Annotated in this window: 23 protein-coding genes and 2 pseudogenes; 11 read left to right on the top strand and 14 right to left on the bottom strand. The window is 59.4% G+C overall.

Annotated features, from left to right (window positions below; genetic code table 11):
* Positions 1-225 precede the first annotated feature (225 nt).
* Both EFQ99_RS35310 and EFQ99_RS34215 read right to left on the bottom strand, forming a co-directional pair.
* On the bottom strand, positions 226-399 hold the full coding sequence (locus EFQ99_RS35310) for a hypothetical protein (protein WP_164736494.1): 174 nt from the start codon (positions 397-399) through the stop codon (positions 226-228).
* Between the two features lie 229 nt (positions 400-628).
* Positions 629-1,102, bottom strand: a complete 474-nt coding sequence (locus EFQ99_RS34215) for an Lrp/AsnC family transcriptional regulator (RefSeq protein WP_126925305.1) — start codon at positions 1,100-1,102, stop codon at positions 629-631.
* Between the two features lie 105 nt (positions 1,103-1,207).
* On the opposite strand from EFQ99_RS34215, the gene EFQ99_RS34210 reads away from it, so the two are divergent.
* Positions 1,208-1,744 (top strand): RBBP9/YdeN family alpha/beta hydrolase, encoded by a 537-nt coding sequence (locus EFQ99_RS34210; RefSeq protein ID WP_126925303.1) that lies wholly within the window; start codon positions 1,208-1,210, stop codon positions 1,742-1,744.
* 247 nt (positions 1,745-1,991) lie between these two features.
* Here the strand turns inward: EFQ99_RS34210 and EFQ99_RS34205 are convergent, their stop codons facing one another.
* On the bottom strand, positions 1,992-3,221 hold the full coding sequence (locus EFQ99_RS34205; RefSeq protein WP_126925301.1) for an argininosuccinate synthase: 1,230 nt from the start codon (positions 3,219-3,221) through the stop codon (positions 1,992-1,994).
* A 124-nt stretch (positions 3,222-3,345) separates the two neighbouring features.
* Between EFQ99_RS34205 and EFQ99_RS34200 the strand changes: the two genes are divergently transcribed.
* A complete protein-coding gene (locus EFQ99_RS34200) occupies positions 3,346-3,813 on the top strand; it encodes an Lrp/AsnC family transcriptional regulator (RefSeq protein WP_126925299.1) in 468 nt (155 codons plus the stop codon).
* A gap of 8 nt (positions 3,814-3,821) precedes the next feature.
* On the opposite strand, the gene EFQ99_RS34195 is transcribed toward EFQ99_RS34200, so the two are convergent.
* On the bottom strand, positions 3,822-4,214 hold the full coding sequence (locus EFQ99_RS34195) for a pentapeptide repeat-containing protein (protein ID WP_126925297.1): 393 nt from the start codon (positions 4,212-4,214) through the stop codon (positions 3,822-3,824).
* A gap of 178 nt (positions 4,215-4,392) precedes the next feature.
* On the opposite strand from EFQ99_RS34195, the gene EFQ99_RS34190 reads away from it, so the two are divergent.
* The 3 genes from EFQ99_RS34190 (at position 4,393) to EFQ99_RS34180 (ending at position 6,657) form a co-directional block, all read left to right on the top strand.
* Positions 4,393-4,767 carry a hypothetical protein gene (locus EFQ99_RS34190; protein WP_126925296.1) on the top strand — a complete coding sequence of 125 codons (375 nt, stop codon included), beginning with the start codon at positions 4,393-4,395 and terminating at the stop codon, positions 4,765-4,767.
* 182 nt (positions 4,768-4,949) lie between these two features.
* Positions 4,950-5,459: a GNAT family N-acetyltransferase gene (locus EFQ99_RS34185; RefSeq protein WP_126925294.1), complete on the top strand. Its 510-nt coding sequence runs from the start codon at positions 4,950-4,952 to the stop codon at positions 5,457-5,459.
* Positions 5,460-5,718: 259 nt separating this feature from the next.
* Complete coding sequence (locus EFQ99_RS34180; RefSeq protein WP_126925309.1) at positions 5,719-6,657, top strand: sialate O-acetylesterase; 939 nt, start codon at positions 5,719-5,721, stop codon at positions 6,655-6,657.
* Positions 6,658-6,764: 107 nt separating this feature from the next.
* Here the strand turns inward: EFQ99_RS34180 and EFQ99_RS34175 are convergent, their stop codons facing one another.
* Complete coding sequence (locus EFQ99_RS34175) at positions 6,765-7,604, bottom strand: SDR family oxidoreductase (protein ID WP_126925292.1); 840 nt, start codon at positions 7,602-7,604, stop codon at positions 6,765-6,767.
* Positions 7,605-7,749: 145 nt separating this feature from the next.
* Between EFQ99_RS34175 and EFQ99_RS34170 the strand changes: the two genes are divergently transcribed.
* A complete protein-coding gene (locus EFQ99_RS34170) occupies positions 7,750-8,127 on the top strand; it encodes a winged helix-turn-helix transcriptional regulator (RefSeq protein ID WP_208722855.1) in 378 nt (125 codons plus the stop codon).
* 496 nt (positions 8,128-8,623) lie between these two features.
* On the opposite strand, the pseudogene EFQ99_RS34165 reads toward EFQ99_RS34170, so the two are convergent.
* From EFQ99_RS34165 to EFQ99_RS34155, 3 genes and pseudogenes are all read right to left on the bottom strand, one after another.
* Positions 8,624-9,500, bottom strand: a pseudogene (locus tag EFQ99_RS34165) (hypothetical protein); the annotation flags it as partial.
* 166 nt (positions 9,501-9,666) lie between these two features.
* A complete protein-coding gene (locus EFQ99_RS34160) occupies positions 9,667-9,996 on the bottom strand; it encodes a helix-turn-helix domain-containing protein (RefSeq protein WP_126925288.1) in 330 nt (109 codons plus the stop codon).
* Positions 9,986-10,345, bottom strand: a complete 360-nt coding sequence (locus EFQ99_RS34155; RefSeq protein WP_126925286.1) for a type II toxin-antitoxin system RelE/ParE family toxin — start codon at positions 10,343-10,345, stop codon at positions 9,986-9,988. The genes EFQ99_RS34160 and EFQ99_RS34155 overlap by 11 nt, the downstream gene beginning before the upstream one ends.
* 444 nt (positions 10,346-10,789) lie before the next feature.
* On the opposite strand from EFQ99_RS34155, the gene EFQ99_RS34150 reads away from it, so the two are divergent.
* Positions 10,790-11,662, top strand: coding sequence for a helix-turn-helix domain-containing GNAT family N-acetyltransferase (locus EFQ99_RS34150; protein WP_126925284.1), 873 nt, complete (start codon positions 10,790-10,792; stop codon positions 11,660-11,662).
* Positions 11,663-11,730: 68 nt separating this feature from the next.
* Here EFQ99_RS34150 and EFQ99_RS34145 read toward each other — a convergent pair whose 3' ends face one another.
* Entirely contained in the window at positions 11,731-12,384 is a 654-nt protein-coding gene (locus EFQ99_RS34145) for an O-methyltransferase (RefSeq protein ID WP_126925282.1), read from the bottom strand.
* A gap of 95 nt (positions 12,385-12,479) precedes the next feature.
* Between EFQ99_RS34145 and EFQ99_RS34140 the strand changes: the two genes are divergently transcribed.
* A complete protein-coding gene (locus EFQ99_RS34140) occupies positions 12,480-13,121 on the top strand; it encodes a TetR/AcrR family transcriptional regulator (RefSeq protein ID WP_126925280.1) in 642 nt (213 codons plus the stop codon).
* Between the two features lie 259 nt (positions 13,122-13,380).
* Here the strand turns inward: EFQ99_RS34140 and EFQ99_RS34135 are convergent, their stop codons facing one another.
* Both EFQ99_RS34135 and EFQ99_RS34130 read right to left on the bottom strand, forming a co-directional pair.
* Positions 13,381-13,584, bottom strand: a complete 204-nt coding sequence (locus tag EFQ99_RS34135; RefSeq protein ID WP_126925278.1) for a hypothetical protein — start codon at positions 13,582-13,584, stop codon at positions 13,381-13,383.
* Between the two features lie 199 nt (positions 13,585-13,783).
* Positions 13,784-14,425, bottom strand: coding sequence for a dihydrofolate reductase family protein (locus EFQ99_RS34130; protein WP_126925276.1), 642 nt, complete (start codon positions 14,423-14,425; stop codon positions 13,784-13,786).
* A gap of 89 nt (positions 14,426-14,514) precedes the next feature.
* Between EFQ99_RS34130 and EFQ99_RS34125 the strand changes: the two genes are divergently transcribed.
* Together EFQ99_RS34125 and EFQ99_RS34120 are read left to right on the top strand one after the other, a co-directional pair.
* Positions 14,515-15,036 carry a winged helix-turn-helix transcriptional regulator gene (locus EFQ99_RS34125; protein ID WP_126925274.1) on the top strand — a complete coding sequence of 174 codons (522 nt, stop codon included), beginning with the start codon at positions 14,515-14,517 and terminating at the stop codon, positions 15,034-15,036.
* Between the two features lie 125 nt (positions 15,037-15,161).
* Positions 15,162-15,812: a pyridoxamine 5'-phosphate oxidase family protein gene (locus EFQ99_RS34120; protein ID WP_126925272.1), complete on the top strand. Its 651-nt coding sequence runs from the start codon at positions 15,162-15,164 to the stop codon at positions 15,810-15,812.
* Here the strand turns inward: EFQ99_RS34120 and EFQ99_RS34115 are convergent.
* A pseudogene (locus EFQ99_RS34115) lies at positions 15,809-16,574 on the bottom strand (IS5 family transposase). The gene EFQ99_RS34120 and the pseudogene EFQ99_RS34115 overlap by 4 nt on opposite strands.
* 96 nt (positions 16,575-16,670) lie before the next feature.
* Between EFQ99_RS34115 and EFQ99_RS34110 the strand changes: the two are divergent.
* Complete coding sequence (locus EFQ99_RS34110; RefSeq protein ID WP_126925271.1) at positions 16,671-16,946, top strand: hypothetical protein; 276 nt, start codon at positions 16,671-16,673, stop codon at positions 16,944-16,946.
* A gap of 106 nt (positions 16,947-17,052) precedes the next feature.
* Here EFQ99_RS34110 and EFQ99_RS34105 read toward each other — a convergent pair whose 3' ends face one another.
* Positions 17,053-17,448 carry a hypothetical protein gene (locus EFQ99_RS34105; RefSeq protein ID WP_126925269.1) on the bottom strand — a complete coding sequence of 132 codons (396 nt, stop codon included), beginning with the start codon at positions 17,446-17,448 and terminating at the stop codon, positions 17,053-17,055.
* Between the two features lie 134 nt (positions 17,449-17,582).
* Positions 17,583-17,951, bottom strand: coding sequence for a hypothetical protein (locus EFQ99_RS34100; RefSeq protein ID WP_126925267.1), 369 nt, complete (start codon positions 17,949-17,951; stop codon positions 17,583-17,585).
* Positions 17,952-18,239 lie beyond the last annotated feature (288 nt).

The raw sequence follows: 18,239 nt of genomic DNA, 5'->3' as shown, positions 1-18,239 counted from the left end.
GCCGGTTGCGATCCTGCTCCCCACAGCCCCAAACGGCTAAGAAGGTGACGATCCGACAACCAGCTGCCGGGCGGGCGGCCACCCGCCCGGCAAGCGTCAGTATCCTACATTTTTCTTATCCAAGAAGATGCCGGCAGGCAGATGAGGGGGTGAGCGGCAAAAGCCGCGAATGAGCCGAGCGCAAGCGAAGGCGAAACATCCCTAGAAAGCGGGAAATCCGGCTTCCTACCAGGCGGTGCGGGCGGCGCCGAGGGCTGTCGTGTGAGGGGAGGAGACGAGGGCGACCTCAGGCTTGAGCGAGACGGCGCAGTTTCCCGGGAAGATGAGCTTGTGCAGCGTCAAATGCTTCAGCAATGCTTCCGCGTCGCGGCTCGCGGTAAGCGGAAATGTCACAGTCATGCGGGTTCCTCCAACGAAACAACTGAGCATCTGTGAAAAATTAAAATCCAGTTTCTGTTGCGCTGCAACAAGAAAATTTTAACGATAAAATTAAAATCGATTAATTTATGGGTCGGGATTTTTAAAATCGTTTTAAATAACTCGGAGCCTCGGGCTTCGGTCGATGCGGGCGTTCAAGCATGTCACAATCTTCGGATTCGCTCGCTGCGCCTTGGCTACTTATGCAGCCTCAGGCCCTTGCAATCAGGTCGCGACCGAAAGATTTCGGGCGTTCGCTGCGCAGGACGATGGCTGTTGTCACCGAGCCGTATCGCGCGACGGCATCGACGATGCGCTCCAGATCGGCGGGCGAGGGGACGATGACCTTGAGGTGAAAACAATCTTCTCCGGTAAGCCTCAGCACCTCGATGATTTCAGGCATTTCGGAAAACTGTTTCAGGCACGGCTTGATATGTTCATGCGTCGTGCGCAGGCGAATGATCGCCGACATGCCGAGGCCGAGGGACGCGGGATCGACAACCGCCCGGTAGCCGGTGATGACGCCGCGCTCTTGCAGCCGCTTCAACCGCTCCGAGGCGGCGGGCTGGGAAAGGCCGACCTTTCTGCCGAGGTCGGAAACGCTGATCCGCCCGTCGTCCTGGAGGATCTCTATGATGGCGATATCGGTCGGATCGAAGTCTGTGCGATCGGGTCGTCTGGCCATTCGCCTTTAATCCATCGGTTTGCGCCTCTCTTTTCCGATGGATGCCAATTCTCCCGGCTGAAGTAAACCGCCAGAATGGGCCGACAGCAACGAAGAGGTGAAGCGGTGAGCGAATTCATACATCTGCCCGGCATCGGCAATTCGGGAAGCAGCCATTGGCAAAGCCGGTGGGAGGAGGCCGATCCTTCGATCCGCCGCTTCTCGCCCGCAAGCTGGGACGAGCCGGAGCTTTTCGACTGGATCGCCGCGCTCGACCGGGCCGTGCGGTCGGCGGCAGAGCCGCCGGTTCTCGTCGCCCACAGCCTTGCCTGCCTGCTGGTCGCGCATTGGCAGAAGGTCTCGGACGCGCCTGCCAAGGCGGCGTTTCTGGTCGCCGTGCCCGATCCTTCCTCCGCGTCTTTCCCTGCCGAGGCGGCAGGTTTTGCCGGCGTGCCGGAGGAACGGTTCCGTTTCCCGTCGCTGATCGTGGCAAGCACTGACGATCCCTATGGGACGCTCAACTATGCGCAGGCGCGGGCGGCCCAATGGGGCAGCGACCTCGAAACCATCGGCTCGGCCGGCCATATCAACGGCCAAAGCGGGCTGGAGACCTGGCCGGAGGGACTGGGACTGCTGAAGGCCTTCGTGGGATTGGCGGTATAGCCGCGATTCCGGTGGCGAGGTGGCCAGCCCCGCCCTTCGAGGCCCCTTGCGGGGCACCTCAGGATGAGGCTGGAGAGAGGGCGTGCCAGCTACAGGGCACTACGATCAGCCCTCATCCAGAGGTGCGCAGGCCAAGGGCCGGAGCCTCGAAGGACGAGGGCGGGTGGCTGGGTGCGAAGGCCGGCCGGCACCCAGATTTGCCCAAGCGGTGGCCAGCCCGGACCTTCAGGCCCCCTTGCGGGGCGCCTCAGGATGAGGCCGGAGAGAGGGCGTTACGCGCCGCCCAGCTGCGGAGCCGCAGGCCGTTCAGGCGGATGAAGCCTTGCGCGTCGTGGTGGTCGTAGGCGACGGCGCTTTCCTCGAAGGTGACGAGATCGGCTGAGTAGAGTGACGAGGGGGAGGTGCGGGCGATGACCGCAGCGCTTCCCTTATAGAGCCTGACCGTCACTTCGCCGCTGACGAAGGCCTGGCTGTGGTCGATCAGGGCCTGCAGCATTTCCCGCTCCGGCGCGAACCAGAAGCCGTTATAGATCAGCTCGGCGTAGCGGGGCATGATCTCGTCCTTCAGATGGGCGGCGGCGCGATCGAGCGTGATCGATTCCATGCCGCGATGGGCCGCAAGCAGGATCGTGCCGCCCGGCGTCTCGTAGACGCCCCGCGACTTCATGCCGATGAAACGGTTTTCGACGAGATCGAGCCGCCCGACGCCGTGCCGGCCGCCGAGCCGGTTGAGCTCGGTCAATAGGGCCGCTGGCGTCATAAGCGCGCCGTTCACGGAAACCGGGTCGCCGTGCTTAAAGCCGATGGTGACAGTCTCGGGGACATCGGGAGCATCGACGGGATCGACCGTGCGCTGATAGATGTAGTCGGGCGCGATCTCTGCCGGATCTTCGAGGATCTTTCCTTCGGTGGAAGTGTGCAGCAAATTGGCGTCGATCGAAAACGGCGCTTCGCCGCGCTTGTCGCTCGGCACCGGTATCCCGTGCTTCTCGGCATAGGCCAGAAGCTCGGTGCGCGAGCGGATGTTCCACTGGCGCCACGGGGCGATCACCTCGAGCGACGGGGCGAGCGCATTGACGGCAAGCTCGAAGCGGACCTGGTCGTTGCCCTTGCCCGTCGAGCCATGGGCGACGGCATCGGCGCCGACTTCCCGGGCGATGGCGACGAGATGTTTTGATATCAGCGGCCGGGCGATGGAGCTGCCGAGGAGATACTGCCCCTCATAGAGCGCATTGGCCCTCAACATCGGAAAGACGAAGTCGCGGACGAACTCCTCGCGCAGATCGACGATGCGGATATCCCTGACGCCAAGCATCGCCGCCTTCGCCCGTGCCGGCTCAAGCTCCTCACCCTGGCCGAGATCGGCGGTGAAGGTGACGACCTCGCAGCCATAAGTCTCCTGCAGCCATTTGAGGATGATCGACGTATCCAGCCCTCCCGAATAAGCGAGGACGATTTTTCCTGTCTTTCTTGCCATCTGATATCTCCCAACAGATGCGTGGAACGATAGGTCAAATCTGGCGCAATGAGCTTGCGAAGCGTCCGGGAAATTGCGAAACTTTGGCATATCCTGCCAATACCAGCCACAGGGGAGCTATAAAATGCTTGTCACTTTGGATGCGATCGATCGCCATATCCTGCGGGTGCTCCAGCGCGACGGGCGTATTTCGAATGTCGAGCTGGCAAAGGAGGTGGGGCTCTCGCCTTCGCCATGTCTGCGCCGCGTGCGGCTGCTTGAGGAGGCCGGGATCATCGATCGCTATGTCGCGGTGCTGGACCCGGCCAAGGTCGGGGCGGGGCTGACGGTCTTTGCCCGCGTCTGGTTCAGGACGCAGGATGCCGAAGTGACGCTGCGCTTCGGCGAAGCCGTCAGGCGTTTTCCCGAGGTAATGGAATGCTACCTGACGACGGGAGAATGCGACGCCCTGCTTCGGATCGTCACTTCAGACCTGCACAGCTACTGGCGCTTCCAGGCCGATCACCTGACCCGCATCCCAAGCGTGCTCAGCGTCAAGACCGACGTGCCGATGGAGACGCTGAAGCGGAGCTATGAGCTGCCGTTGCGATAAGTGGTTTGTTAAGCCGGCGGCGCAGCTTTTCGCCTGTCATAGGCCTCGAATAGATCGGTTACGAGAACTCCATTGATCCGCATTCCTGTCAAATCGGCATCCTTAATGTCCGAATCTGCCAATGTGACATTGCTTATGGTCAATCGCGACAGGTTTGCATTCGTGACAGCGGCTCCAGACAGATTGACGTTATCAAAGCGCGCGCCTGCAAGGTTGACATCGTCAAAATCCGCTTTGCACAGATTGGTGTCGACGAATTTTGCGTTCGTCAAGACAGCGTAAAATCGGGCGTCTGCGAGATTTACGCCATCGAAGTTAGCGCCTGACATATCGGCACGCTCGTAACGCGTTCCCTGCATTTGAGGGCCATCAAACGGGTTGTTTCCTTGCTGATCGTTCATTGTCATTCCTCCAGTCGATTATGACCGCGATTCAAATAACACCTAACCTGTGGTGGTGTCGAATTTCCGATTAAAGCAAAACTTGTTTTTCTAACTTTCACAACGTCGCACTGGCGCGGCTGCTTGCCAAGGCTGGCGGCGAGGGCTGACGGGTGCATCGAGGTTTGGCTGCAGGCCGATGAAGGCCGTCGATCTCCTGGCGTTTCCATCTCGTCGCCTGCCACCGGGCGGTTGCAACGATTTCGCGGCATTCCTACGTATCCACCAGATGGAGCGAGGGAGCGAGATGGATGATCAAGGCCCGAAGACGGGCAATCAGAGGGGCGCTGATGGTGTCGGATCGTTGTTGGAGGCTGTTTTTGAAGGGGCTTGCGAGGTCGACGGGGAATTCGCCTTTCTGGTGGCGGCCGGAGCCTTGCTTATCCTGGCCATCATCTACATGCCCCGCGCTCTATACAGACTGGCAGGCAGGGTCTGGAGGTTTTTCCGGTCTCGCGCTGGTGACAAGGTGAACGCCGGATCGGCCAATGGGCGGCTCAGGATCACGCCTTAGGAGGCGGTCTTAGCGTTCTGGTGATTTGAGCGATGGGCAATGGCCGATTGGCGGCATTGCATAGGTGCTGTCAGTGGCCTTCGATCTCAGCCTCGGCCAGATCAAACCGGCCGGCTTGAAGCGCTCGTCCCACCACATGAAGCGCGGGTCATCACGGCCTGATCGCGCAAAGGAGAAATGGGATGATCGATTTCAGGCCACTCACCGAAATGGATTTCCCCAAATTGTGTGATTGGTTAAATCGGCCGCATATGCGCGCGCATTATCAAAAGGTGCCGATAGACATTGCGGATATTGAAAGAAAATATTCGCCGCGCCTTAGTCCAGGCCACCCCACGCGCTGCCACGTCGCTTGTTATCGGGGCGAGCCTTTCGGCAAGATACAGGGCTATTTGCTGCAAGATTATCCTGAATTCGCAGCTGAGATAGGCGAAGATGACGGGGTCGCCATCGACCTGTTCATTGGTGACGAGAGATTCATGGGGCAGGGCCTGGGTAGGGCAATGCTTGCCTCATATGTGCAGGATGTGGTTCCTTCCCTCTTTTCCGAAACCCTCAATTGTTTCATCTGTCATGCGAAAGCCAACGAAACAGCCATTCGCTGTTCGTTGTCTGCGGGCTTTCGTCCGCACAGGGAGGTCATTGAGGGTGGGCAAGCAAGCCTCTTACTCATATTTGACCGGTTGACCTGAGGCGCGAGGGGTACAGCGCTTGCCGATCTCTCACCCAAATGGATGATTGCAGTCACTGGTCCGGCTCATAGTTTAGATGTTTCCGGCGCCTCCACGCGAAATAGTCGTCGATTTGGGGCTCGATCTTCGCGACGAAGCTTTTTCTAAAGATCATGCCCGAGCAAGCAGATGTGGCTGGCGTAAAGCAACCTTCATGGCTGGAGCAGCCTTGATTGGCCCGTAGGCTCCATGTCATCGGATGATGTTCATAGGTAGCGACGTGCGCAAAACACTAGCAGTCGGCCTGGCCGCCGCGGTCGCCATGTATTTGCTTGGCGGCATGAGCGCCAGACATGAGATCTTTCCCTGGCCGCAACTTTCCCAGTTGAGGAAAATGGTTGGCGCAGAGAAGGCGGCTGCTCCAAGCCGTTATACTCTCGACAGCAAGGAACGACTGATCGGGGATGAATCAAAAACGCCTGTGACCTGCCCGGCTCAAACTGATCGAACCGCTGTCTTACTCATTCTTGGCCAATCGAACGCGGCCAACGAGGGTGGACAACGGCACCGGTCAGAGTATGGCGCTCGCGTCGTAAACGCCTTTGACAAACAGTGCTTCATCGCGGCGTCGCCACTTCTTGGATCGACCGATACCAAGGGAGAGTACTGGACGCTTCTTGGCAACAAACTGATCGCATCGGGACAAGATGACATCGTCATCCTCGCGCCTCTCGCCTATTCCGGATCGGAGGTCGCGCGATGGGCGGCAGGTGGCGACCTCAATCCTGTGCTGGTCGATACAATCAAACAGCTTCAGGATTCCGGTTACCGGGCAACGAGCGTCCTCTGGGTGCAAGGAGAGAAGGACCTTGTCATGGGCACCACAGCAGAGGCCTATCAGAAACAATTCATGTCGATGGTAGACACATTGCGTCAGCACGGCGTCGCAGCGCCCGTTTACATTTCGATCGCATCGAAATGCCTCGAACCGAGCAACGGCGGCTTCAAGGAGCATATTCCAGACAATGAGATCGTACGGGCGCAACTGGCCCTGTCAAAAAGCGGCCACGGTATCCGAGAGGGCGTGAATTCCGACGCGTTGCTCGATGGAGACGACCGCTACGACGATTGCCACTTCGGGGGCACAGGCGCGGAGAAAGTGTCGCAGGCCTGGCTGAACCTTCTGCGCGGCGATCACGGCCGGGTAACCTTGCGATAGTCTTTCCTGAACCGGTTTTCGCGCGGATAAGCCGGTTAGGGAGTGCCGAAGCGTCTGACGACGCCGTGCAGACGGCGGAAATCCGCCGTCTGCGGCTTTGGTCGCGGTTACGCCTTCAGTGCTGCGGCATAATCGGTGGCGTAGGTCTTCAGCGGGCGCGGGGCCTTGCCGGTTAGCGTCTCGACATCGCCGGTGACGACGGCGGTCCAGCCCTCTCGGACCGGATAGAAGATCGAGGCGAGGAAGCTTGCGTAATCGGCCGGCACGCCGGCGCCGGTGAGGATGCCGATGAAGGCCTCGTCTGATATGGCGTTATAGGCGATCGGCTTGCCTGTTGCCTCGGAGAGGATTGCCGCGGCTTGCGTATAGGAGAGCGCTTCCGGGCCGGTCAGGTTGAACGCCTTGCCGTCGAAGGCCTGGGAGGTGAGGGCGGCGACAGCACTTGCCGCGATATCGCGGGCGTCGATGAAGCTCGATTTGCCGTCGGAGGCCGGAAGCGCGATCTGGCCGTGGTCGATGCCCGGCTTCCAGAAGGTGTGGAAATTGTCGGAAAACCAGTTCGGACGCAGGATGACGTAAGGCGTGCCTGACTTTTCCAGCGCGATCTCGACCTGGCGATAGGGAATGGAATCATCGGCATCGACGCCGATGACGCTCTGGAAGACGACCTTGACCTTGTGGCTGGCGGCCGCTTCGATGACGGGCAGCAGCATGCCCTTGGCATCGACATAGCCGGAGGCCAGAAGCACATGGGCGCGGTTGACCCCTTCGAAGGCCGGGCCGAAGGTTTCCGGCCTGGCGTAATCGAAAACGACGCCTTCGGCGCCCGCCACCGGCTTGCCCGAGCGCGAGGCGGCCTTGACGGCTTCGCCCTTGGCCAGCAGCCCTTCCACCAGGTGTTTGCCGACGGTGCCCGTCGCGCCGAGGACCAGAATCTTGTTGCTCATGCCGCTCTCCTTGGTATCTATTGGAAACTATCTTCCGATCGGATAGATACAGGTAATTCAGGATTGGAAAAGAGAGCACTTTTTCGTAACATGGTTTCGTTGGGGAAACTCCATGTTTCCCCGGGGAAACCGGGAAGGGGTAGAGATGGCGGACATGCAACAGGCCTATAACGTCTATGAGGACCGCTGTCCGACGCGGCTGGTGCTGGATCGGCTGGCCGACAAATGGGCGGTACTCATTCTCGACCGGCTGCAGGGCGGGCCGGTGCGCTTCAACCATATCCGCCGCGATATCAAGGGCATATCGCAGAAAGTTCTGGCGCAGACGTTACGGAAGCTGGAGCGCAACGGTCTGATCTCCCGCACCATCTTCCCGACCGTGCCGGTGACCGTAGAATACGCGCTGACGCCGCTCGGATCCACCCTGACGGACACGGTTTCGGCCCTTGCGCATTGGGCGGAGAAGAACATGGACGCGATCTTTGCGGCGCAGCGCGCTTATGACGAGGCGCATCCGGGGTGAGGGTGGCGTGCGCTACCTGGGATGACGATGACATGCCCACGAGGCAACGGCTGCTCTCCGAAAAATCCGGCGGTTGGGAAACGACTGCTTTCCGCTATGGGGCCGAAGCGCGAATTCGATTAAGTTGTGCGGATTCTATTTATCTACCGCGAGTAAATGAGCGTCATATTGCGAACAACTAAGAGGGAGAGGTGCGCTGGCGCCGACCAGCACCATTGTTTTAAGGGTCATTTCGCATGAAAAATTGGTTGCGCTCCTGGTCGGCTTTTATCGGCTTTACGCTGTTTGGGCCTCTCCTGCTGAGCTACCATATGGTGTGTCTGGTTCGAGGAGAGCTACCTGGCAAGTCGTCGATGATCACGGCCGCCGATGAACCGTTGCTGTTCTTTCCTCTAATCCTCTTTTTTCTTGGTTTTAGTCTCCTTTGGACAGGTCTCAGCCTCCTGGTCCTGCTCGGACGTATTCGCGGGTCATTGGGACGTTGAAGAGAAAGAGATCACTCGACCTGAATATGAAGATGGTCGTCGTGGCGGGCGGCGCGGCAGCCCTGGAAGCGGACGTGGGCGTCGGTCATCCCTAGCGCGTTCTTCAAATGCGGCTCGATGAAGATCTTCTCAAGGCGGAAGCGGCTCACGCCTTCCGTCGTCAGCCAGGCGATCGCGGCCGACATGCGCTGTTTCTCTATTGCATAGGCCGGAAAGAGAGGCTGGAGCGCATCGAAATCCCAGCGGGTGGTGAGCCAGTCGTTACGGCCCGCGCAGGGTAGTTCGTCGCCGGCGGCGGGTTCCTCGAAGGCGAAATAACCGATCGGCGAGCGCGTGACGCCATTGAGGAAATTGCCGTCGGCATCCTTGTAATAATAGGCGAAGTCGAGCTTCCTGCCGTCGGTATGCGACAGATGCGGCAGCAGCGGGAAGCCGTTCATGAAGGGGAAATTTGCGTCCAGCGCCACGGTGATGGTGCCGGGAAATTGCTGGTCCATGTGGGCGGCGAGCGCTTTTGCGAGATTGCGGACCTCTGGTGTGACGTAGTTGCGGTTGAGCGCACAGTAGATCGGGGAGCGGACCACAAGCCGGTCTGCGGCGCCTGAGAGGCAGGAGAGGGGCACCCGGCCGAACATCGGAGCGGCGAGGCCGGCCGCAAAGCTAGCGCCGGCATAGCAGAGCAGGAAGAGGGCGAGCCTTGCGGGAAATCGCCGTGTGCCGATGGCGCGCGCGGCGGCGAGCGCGAGGAGATAGGCAATGCCGCCGATCTGGGTGAGCAGGGTGAGGATGACGGCGATCAGGGCGTGGAGAGTGAAGCGGAGCACCGGGCAGCCTTGCTATAGGGGAGTTGCATTGCCTTAGGTGAGGGGATGGGGATGCGCAAGGTGGGGTGGGGCCGTCTTGTCCTTCGAGGCTCCTTTGGGGCGCTTAGGATGAGGCTCTCTTGGACGCCGAAACTCTTCTGGACATCGGCATGAGTCGCCCTCTGACGCCCGCCATTGTGCGAAATTAGGTAGCGACGGGCACCAAGGCGTGATTACGCACAACCTTTCGCTTATGGATATTGTTTCACATAAATCTCGGGATCAAAGTCGACCCGCTTCGCGTTGCCGTCAGGTGTCTTCAAGACAAGCTCGACACCGCCTCCAATGGAGTGCATGTAGCGCACCACAGAGGAAATGAGGACATCGTCAGCACTTTCAATCTTCGAAACGGTGTTCTGCGTCATGGCAGCGCGAGTGGCGACTTCCTGCTGTGTTGCGTTCATCGCCTTGCGCACTTCAGCTAGAGCCTTGCCCAAGCGACGCGCCGCGCGCTTTTCGTCAAGGCGTGAACGAACATCTTTCGGGAGTTCGGCGCGTAGCGTCTTCCAGTCAGTGCTCATCTTTTTTCTCCTTCAGCCACGAATCGAAACGCGGGTCAGCCTTACTTATTAGTTTCTTGTAAAATAGCTCTTGGTTCTTACCTTGCTTCTCCCCGCCGCAAAGGATAATGGCAGTCTGGTCGGGGTCGAAGGCAAAGGCGAAACGCCACGCCTGCTTTACAAACTTAACTCTGATCTCTTTCATATTGGCGTGACCGGAACCCGAAAGCGTATCCACCTCAGGTCGACCCAGGAACGGGCCATCGTCTTCAAGGTGGTCCAGAACCTCGCCAACTAATTCTTTCAACCCCATTTCCAGCTCCTTCCATTCAGGAACGAAATCGGGATGAAATTTCACGTCGTATGACATTGTCTGCCCCAAGAAATATATATTCAAAGATATAAAGTCAAGGCTTGCAAGGCACACGATCTGGAGGTCATGTGTCCGCCGTTCTGCGATGACCTTAAATGCTCTTGGGTTGAGGAATTATTATATTGCTCCCGCTGATCGGGGCATCCTCGCGACCGATCAACGTCGTTGTCGGGGCCAAGGAGTTCGGGGTGGCAGTACCTAATTGCGCCATTATGGGCAGGGCATTCTCCTACATCCCTCATGCTGAGGTGCGCAGCCCGGAGGGTGGAGCCTCGAAGCACGCGCCTGTAGCGCCACTTCTTGCGGGCATTGATCGCCGGCGCACCCGCCTCGTCTTTCGAGGCCCCTCGCTGGGGGCACCATGATAAGGCTCTCACTTTCGAGCGCGGCCTTTCGGTCTCCCGAATTGACAGATTAATTATCTGACCTAAGTCAGATAATATGGTTTCCGATCCCATCTCTCGCGTTCGCCGCTTCAACCGTGCCGTCACCACTGAAGTCGGCGCGCTCGACACGTCTTTTCTCGGGCGCGGTCGTCCGCTCGGGGCGGCGCGGGTGCTGAATGCGATCGGCAAGGGGCAGTCGGATGTTGCGGTGATCCGTGATCATCTCGGTCTCGACTCCGGGCTGATGAGCCGGCTGCTGCGCAGTCTGGAGGAGGAGGGGCTGATCGAGACGGTTGCCAATTCCGACGATGCGCGCCGCCGTATCGCCCGGTTGACCGACACCGGGCACTCTGAATTCGAGGCCTATGAAGCGCTTTCCAATGCGCAGGCGGAGGCATTTCTGGCGCGCCATCGCCATCCGGAGGAATTGTTGCGCGCCATGGATCTCGTCGCCGCCTCGCTTCGGCGCGACCAGATCGTGATCGAGGAGAAAGACCCCCGGCATGAAGACGCCCGCTATTGCCTCGGCGAGTATTATGGCGAACTTGCGCGCCGCTTCGCCAGGGGGTTCGACGTATCGCTTTCGCGCGATCCCGATGCCGGGGATATGATCCGTCCGCGCGGCGTCTTCCTGGTGGCGATGTCGGACGGGTTGCCGATCGGCTGCGTCGGGCTGAAGGGCGGCGGCGGGATTGCGGAGATCAAGAGGCTCTGGGTCGCCCCTTCGGCGCGGGGGCTTGGGCTCGCCAAACGGCTGATGGGCGCTGCCGAGGACATCGCCCGCGCGCTGTCGATCGAGGTTCTGCGTCTCGATACGAACAGCGCGCTGCCCGAGGCACAGCAGCTTTATCGTGGAACCGGCTGGCGGGAGATCGCGCGGTTCAACGACGATCCCTATCCGGACTTGTTCTTTGAAAAGCGCCTTTGAGCGGTTGGCTGTTCTCTGAAGCGTGCCGCATGATTTGTGTCATGCGGCACGCTTTGGCGGTGGCGCAATCACATGCGCATCGACAGCTCGATATCCTCCGCAAAGGGCGTCGACAGATAGCCTGATGCCGGTGAGCGGACGCGGGCGAGGTATTCGGGGCTGACGTCGGCGTTGTCGGCGATGATAAGGGCGCCTGGGCTCAGCCGGTCTTCGACGAGGTCCAGAATATCGCGATAGAGGGCTTTCGCTCCATCCAGGAACAGCAGGTCGATTTTCTCGGGCATATCAGTGCTCAGGGTCTGAAGGGCATCGCCTTCGCGCATCTCCACCAGGTCGATGAGGCCGCCGGCCGTGAGGTTGGCGCGGGCGCGGGCGAGCTTCGACGGCTCGAACTCGCTGGTGATCAGCCGGCCGCCGCCATTGTCGCGCAAGGCGGCGGCGAGATAGAGAGTCGAGATGCCGAAGGATGTGCCGAATTCGACGATCACGCGGGCGCGGCTGCTGCGCGCCAGCATGTAGAGCAGCGCGCCGGCCTCCCTGGAGACGGGCAGCCAGAGGTCCTTGAGACGGCCGTAAAGCTCGATATATCCGGTCTTGCTGCCGATCAGGCGCATCCGCTCGTCGCTCGACAATCCAGATGCTGCGGGGCCGGGTGCTGCCGCTGCTTCTTCAAACAGGCGGTCGAGCAGGGGCGCCAGCGGGGCTGTGGTCAGTGTCGTCATTTGGGGTCGTCTCCTTTGAAATCGGCAGGTTGTTGCGTCGGATTGAAAATACGAGTAATTCGTCGCATCTGCTATTCGCATTGCCGAGCGCTGCCATGACCGATCGCCCAAGAGCCCAGATTTCCTCAAGAAAACAGCCCAGGCAGACCCGCTCGAACGAGCTCGTGGCGGCGATCCTGGATGCCGCTGCTCAGGTTTTGGCGCGGGAAGGCGCGCAGCGTTTCACCACGGCGCGGGTGGCGGAAAGGGCTGGTGTCAGCATTGGATCGCTCTACCAGTATTTCCCCAACAAGGCGGCGATCCTCTTCCGGCTGCAGAGCGACGAGTGGCGACAGACGACCGACATGCTTGGCGACATTCTCGCCGATGCGCAAAAGCCGCCGCTCGCACGGCTGCGCAGCCTGGTCCACGCCTTTCTTCGTTCGGAATGCGAAGAGGCGGCGATGCGCGTGGCGCTGCATGACGCAGCACCCCTTTACCGCGATGCGCCGGAAGCGCTGGCGGCGAGGGCAGCGGGGGACCGTTTTGTCGACCTGTTCATGCGCGAAGCGCTACCTTCAGCGCCGGAGGCGACGCGGGAACTCGCCGGCGACCTGATCTCCACGACGCTCGGCACGGTGGGAAAGCAGTTCTCCGAGGCCGAGCGAAGCCCTGCTGAGATCGAAGCCTATGCCGACGCCATGGCCGACATGTTCTGCGCCTATCTGGAAAAGCTAGAGGCTGGCCGGGACGGGTGAAGGGGATAGGGATATGCAAGATGCGGGCGGCGCGCCCGCCTCGTCCTTCGAGGCCCCTTGCGGGGCACCTCAGGATGAGGCTCTCTTGAGCCTCGGCGCGCAATCCGGGCGCGCCTAGGGGGAGCCTCTCTGTAGGCCTTGGCGCGGCATCCTGCGACGCCCCTCATGCTGAGGCGCGCAGCCCGCAGGGCGGAGCCTCGAAGCACGCGCTCCGACGCTGCTCCTTGCATCTATAGTCTCGCCCCTTGATGGGCGGATATCAGTTGCTGTCCATCTGCGTCGACAGCTCGGCGAAAAGCTTCTCGTGCGGGGTTTTCGTCTGGATGAGGTCGACGGCGAGGGTGATGGCGCGGCGGCCTTCGATGCTGTCGATGTCGAATTTCCTCTCGCTGCACCATTGCCGAACGGCGTCGGTGACGATCGTTATTTCGGAGTCGTCGAGGGAGATGAGTGACAGGAGCATTTCCGTGCCCTTCATGAAGCGGCAAGAGCACGTATGATCTCTCAAGCGGTCTGGCCGGTGATCCAAGGGGCCGATGTCAGGCACTTTACGCTGATTGGACCGCAAAGCCAGACCTATTTCGACACGCTTTGGTGACAGCACGCGTGATCTCGCGGCGGCGATGCGGCCGTCGTGGCCGCAAGCGCCTTGCGCTGAAAGGCTATTTCGCCAGCACGATATGCGTGGCGTGCTCGCTTGCGACATGCTGGGTGACGCGGAAGCCAAGGGCGGGGAGGTCGATGCCTGCAAACATCGCTTCGCCCTGGCCGAGCACAACGGGGGAGACGGCGAAATGCAGCTCGTCGACGAGGCCCGCCTGCAGATACTGGCGGACGGTCGAGACCCCGCCGCCGATCTTGACGTCCTTATCGCCGGCCGCAGCCTTCGCCTTGTCGAGCGCCTCATGAATGCCGCCGGTGATGAAGTGGAAGGTCGTGCCGCCTTCCATGACGATCGGCTCGCGCGGATAATGCGTCAGGATATAAGTCGGCGCGTGGTAAGGCGGGTTCGGACCCCACCAGCCTTTCCAGGTATCATCCGGCCACTCGCCGCGGATGGGGCCGAACATGTTGCGACCGAGGATGAAGGCGCCGAAATTGGCCATGGCGCGCGACCCATAGTCCTCGTCGATACCTGTCGAGCCGTCGTCCTTGCCGATCATCGTGCGGAAAGTGCGGGTGTGGAAGAACCATTGGAACATGTCCGGCCCCCGCTTTCCCAAGGGATATTCCAGGCTTTGTTCCGGCCCGGCGCCGAAACCATCCACGGAAACGGAAAACCCTGCGACGCGTACCTTCGACATGCCATCCTCCATCTGATTGTGATTTGAAACTAGTTGTCTTCTCGCATGAGCGATCCTATAATGCAACTGGTTTTTGTAGGAGATGCTTCGTGGATATGGAATTGCGTTCGGGCTGCCCGATCAACCTGACGATGGAAGTGCTGGGCGACCGGTGGAGTCTTATCATTATCCGCGACATCATGTTCGGTAATCGCCGGCATTTCCGCGATCTCCTGACCCACTCGCAGGAGGGGATTGCCTCCAACATTCTGGCCGCCCGGCTGAAGCGGCTGCTCAAGCTCGGCTTCCTCAGCAAGCGGGACGATCCGAGCCATAGCCAGAAGGCGATCTACAGCCTGACCGAGCCGTCAGTGCAGCTCGTTCCGCTCTTCGCCATGATCGGCGCCTGGGGGCGACGTCACCTGCCGGTGACGGAGGACCTGAGCATTCGCGCCGAACTGCTGGAAGAGGGCGGGCAGCCGCTCTGGGACGAATTCATGGACGATCTCCGGCAGATCCACATCGTCGATCCGATCGGCGGCGCGAACGGGACCGTGACCTCGCCTGTGCTGGCGAGGCTGACGGCGGCGTTTCTCGAGGCGCGTGGGAGAATGGCGGCGGGGGCGGCGTGAGGGCGAGCGCTAGCCTGATCCGGCTTGATTGCAGCCGGATTTTGCTATACTAAATTTGAGGTACGTACATCAAAAGTGCGGACCAATCAGAGGGGGCTGATCAAGCGAACTCGAGAGGCGATAGAATGAAGGGGTTCAAGCTTAATCCGGAATTCGTCATAAAAGACGAACAGTCTCTTCGAGGTCTGTTCGATGCGACGCATGCTCTGGCCATACAGAAGTGTCAGGACAGGCTCGGCCGGCATGCCCAGGATTTTATCAGCCGCTCGCCATTTCTGTGCATCGGCACGCAGGATCTGAATGGGAAAGCTGATGTCAGCCCGCGCGGCGACCCCGCCGGCTTTGTCAAGATTCTCGATGAGCGCACGCTTGTGATACCGGACCGGCCCGGCAACAACCGCCTCGATACGCTGGTCAATATTCTCGCAAATCCGACGGTTGGACTGCTGTTCATCATTCCGGGGTTTGACGACGCGTTGCGGGTGAACGGTCGCGCCACTCTGGTGAAAGACCCCGAACTGCTGGCGAGCATGAGTGTCAACGATCGCGCTCCCAAACTCGCCATCGTGGTCCAGGTGAGCGAGGTCTTCATGCACTGCGCCAAGGCGTTTCGGCGCTCTCACTTGTGGAGCCCGGATCATTTCCAGGATCGCACGACGATGCCGTCGCTGGTGAAGATCATTCTGGATGAAACGACCGGGGCGCCGAGCGATGGGGACGAGATGCGCAAGATCGATGAAGACCTGGAAGAAGCATACAGGAGGACGCTTTACTAGGCCGTGGACTCGTTATGGCGGAGAATGAGGCGAATACAAGCAAGCTTTGTCATGGCGAGGAACGTTACGCCCAGCTCGTCGTACCGGGTCGCAATTCTTCGGTAGCAGTTCAGCTTACTGAAGAAGCGCTCGATTAGATTTCGCTTCCTGTAAAGCCACGGACTGAAGACGATCGGTCTCTTTCGGTTGGATTTCGGTGGGATGTTCGCCCAGAACGCCTGGTTCTCAACTTTGCGCGTAGCCAATCGGCATCGTCAGCCTTGTCAGCAAGCAGCATTCCACCAGGGGGAAGGTCATTGAGCAGTTCACTGGCTGCGGTTAGGTCGTGGGCGTTACCGGTGTGATGGCAACTTTGATTGGCAGTCCGTTGCCATCAGTTACGGCATGGGTTTTTGTTGTAAGACCGCCCCGACTTCGTCCAAAGCAGCGATCCTGATGATCCGCCTTCAGTGTTGCCGCCAATTGATGTATGCGAATGGAAGTGCCATCGATCATTGTCACATTATCATCCGACGGGCTCGTGAGAGCATCCATCAACCTGTCCCAGATTCCAGCTCTCATCCTGCGTCGAAACCGGTTGCAGCAGGTCGTATAGGGGCCATATCGTTCCGGCATATCGCGCCATGGCGCACCGGATCGCAAAACCCAGAAAATACCGTTCAAGACTTTTTGGTCGTCAACACGAGGCACACCACGCGGTTTGTTGACCAACAGTGGCTCGATCACGCGCCGTTCGAAGTCGGTCAGGTCATATCTGTTCATGCGGAGCCTGGATTATAATTCACAGCGACAGGAAAGCCTTCTTCCTTAGGGACGTTGAACCAGCTTATGCTGCGGATGCAGCAGCAGGAAACAAAGATGAGCCTGAATATCGTAGTTGAAACCATCGAAGGTTTTGAACATCCAGCATGGGACGCCGTACGCCATGGACCAGATCGTGTGATCGCCGCGATCTTAACGTCTTTGCCGAGCATCGAAATACGCGACTATGAGGGCGACCAGCTTCTCAGGCCAGCCAACTTCACGCTGTGGAAGAACGCAGCACCGGATGATTCTGAAGCAAGGTCGAGATACTTGGAGCTGATGAAAATCCTCGAAACGGAGCCGAACTATTGGCTCCATCTGAGCTATTGAGGAGACTGTCTCATTCTGTCAACGATCGCCGCCAATACGATTTATGAGTTCACAGCCTAGTCGCCTAGAGGAATTGCATCACTGAGAGCCTGTCTCGAAACTCGTCTCAGTCGGGTTTTCCCGGCACCAGGTCGATCCGTATGTCCTTGGCAGTGACGAAGCCGTCCACTCCGTAGCTTGAATCCCATTCAACGCGGAAATGCTCGTCCGCCTTGGTGATCTCTAAACCGTAGATGATGCCCGGCACCATATCGAAATCGATACAATTGATCGCGCTCACACCCTCAAGGGTAAGAGTGACGATCGCGTGCTTGTCGAGGATGAAGTAGCCCTTGGCATCCACTTCATTCGTCATGTTCCAGGCGTGGATGCGCAGCAGCCCGGCTCCGTTGGAGAAGGTGATCTCGAGCAGATAGGCATCATGGAAGCGGGGCACGCGCCCGAACCACTCAAGCAGCGGCTTGCCTCCGGGAATGTCGTTTAGGATTGAAGTAGAGGGCATTGTTGCTCGCGAGTGGGATTAAATGGTTGGGATGGGGCTGATTCAAAGGGATTACGGAAGCTTTTGGGGAACCGCAATGTGGACTTCGACGTAACCGACGCCGAATGGGCGTTTCGATCTGTTAACAGGCGACCCTAAGTGGACTTGGGACGCCAACCTAGTTGGTCGAAAAACGCCTCCAGCCGCCATACGGCTTGGGTTGGAACTTCGGTGCGGTGCCACTGTCGGCTTTCGATAGCGGTGTCGAGATAGCGAAACTCGATCATCCCCGACGCAACGGGTGAGACACGAAGGTATGGGCCGGAGTACGCCTCGACGTCTGTCTGCTGAACGCATAGATCGAGCATCGATGTCCAGCCAAATAGGCCTTCTCTAAGAGCACTTTGACGGATGGATTTTGCGACGTCTTCAATTCCGCCGAGTGCTGCCTTTAATTCATCACTGCCTGATCGAAGCCGCGCAGCGCCGAAGTAGCTGACTATTTGCTCCCAGTCCTGTTTCATCCCAGGATCAGCCCTCTATTGCGAGTTCGCAGTACGGCGGGATCGTGCCACAACGAATAGACAAATAAAATGTCCCATCGCGAGGCGACGATTTGTGGCCATGTTTGCATGATGTGCAGCGTATGAGCTGGGGATGAGAATGAAGGGTGTGCCGTGTGGCCCCCTTGTATCTGCACATTGGTGATTTTGTGCGATTGAAGCGACTGAGCCTCTTGCCGGGTGGCCACCCGGCAAGAGGCGTGGCGGCGTCGCCCGTTCTCCCTCCGGTTACAACCGTGGATGAGCCAG

Origin of the sequence: Rhizobium vallis, assembly GCF_003985155.1 — a bacterium.
In the GTDB taxonomy this organism is placed as follows: Bacteria; Pseudomonadota; Alphaproteobacteria; order Rhizobiales; family Rhizobiaceae; genus Rhizobium; species Rhizobium vallis.
The sequence above is the reverse complement of the archived record's forward strand: the minus strand, read 5'-3'. Positions and strand labels throughout refer to the sequence as shown.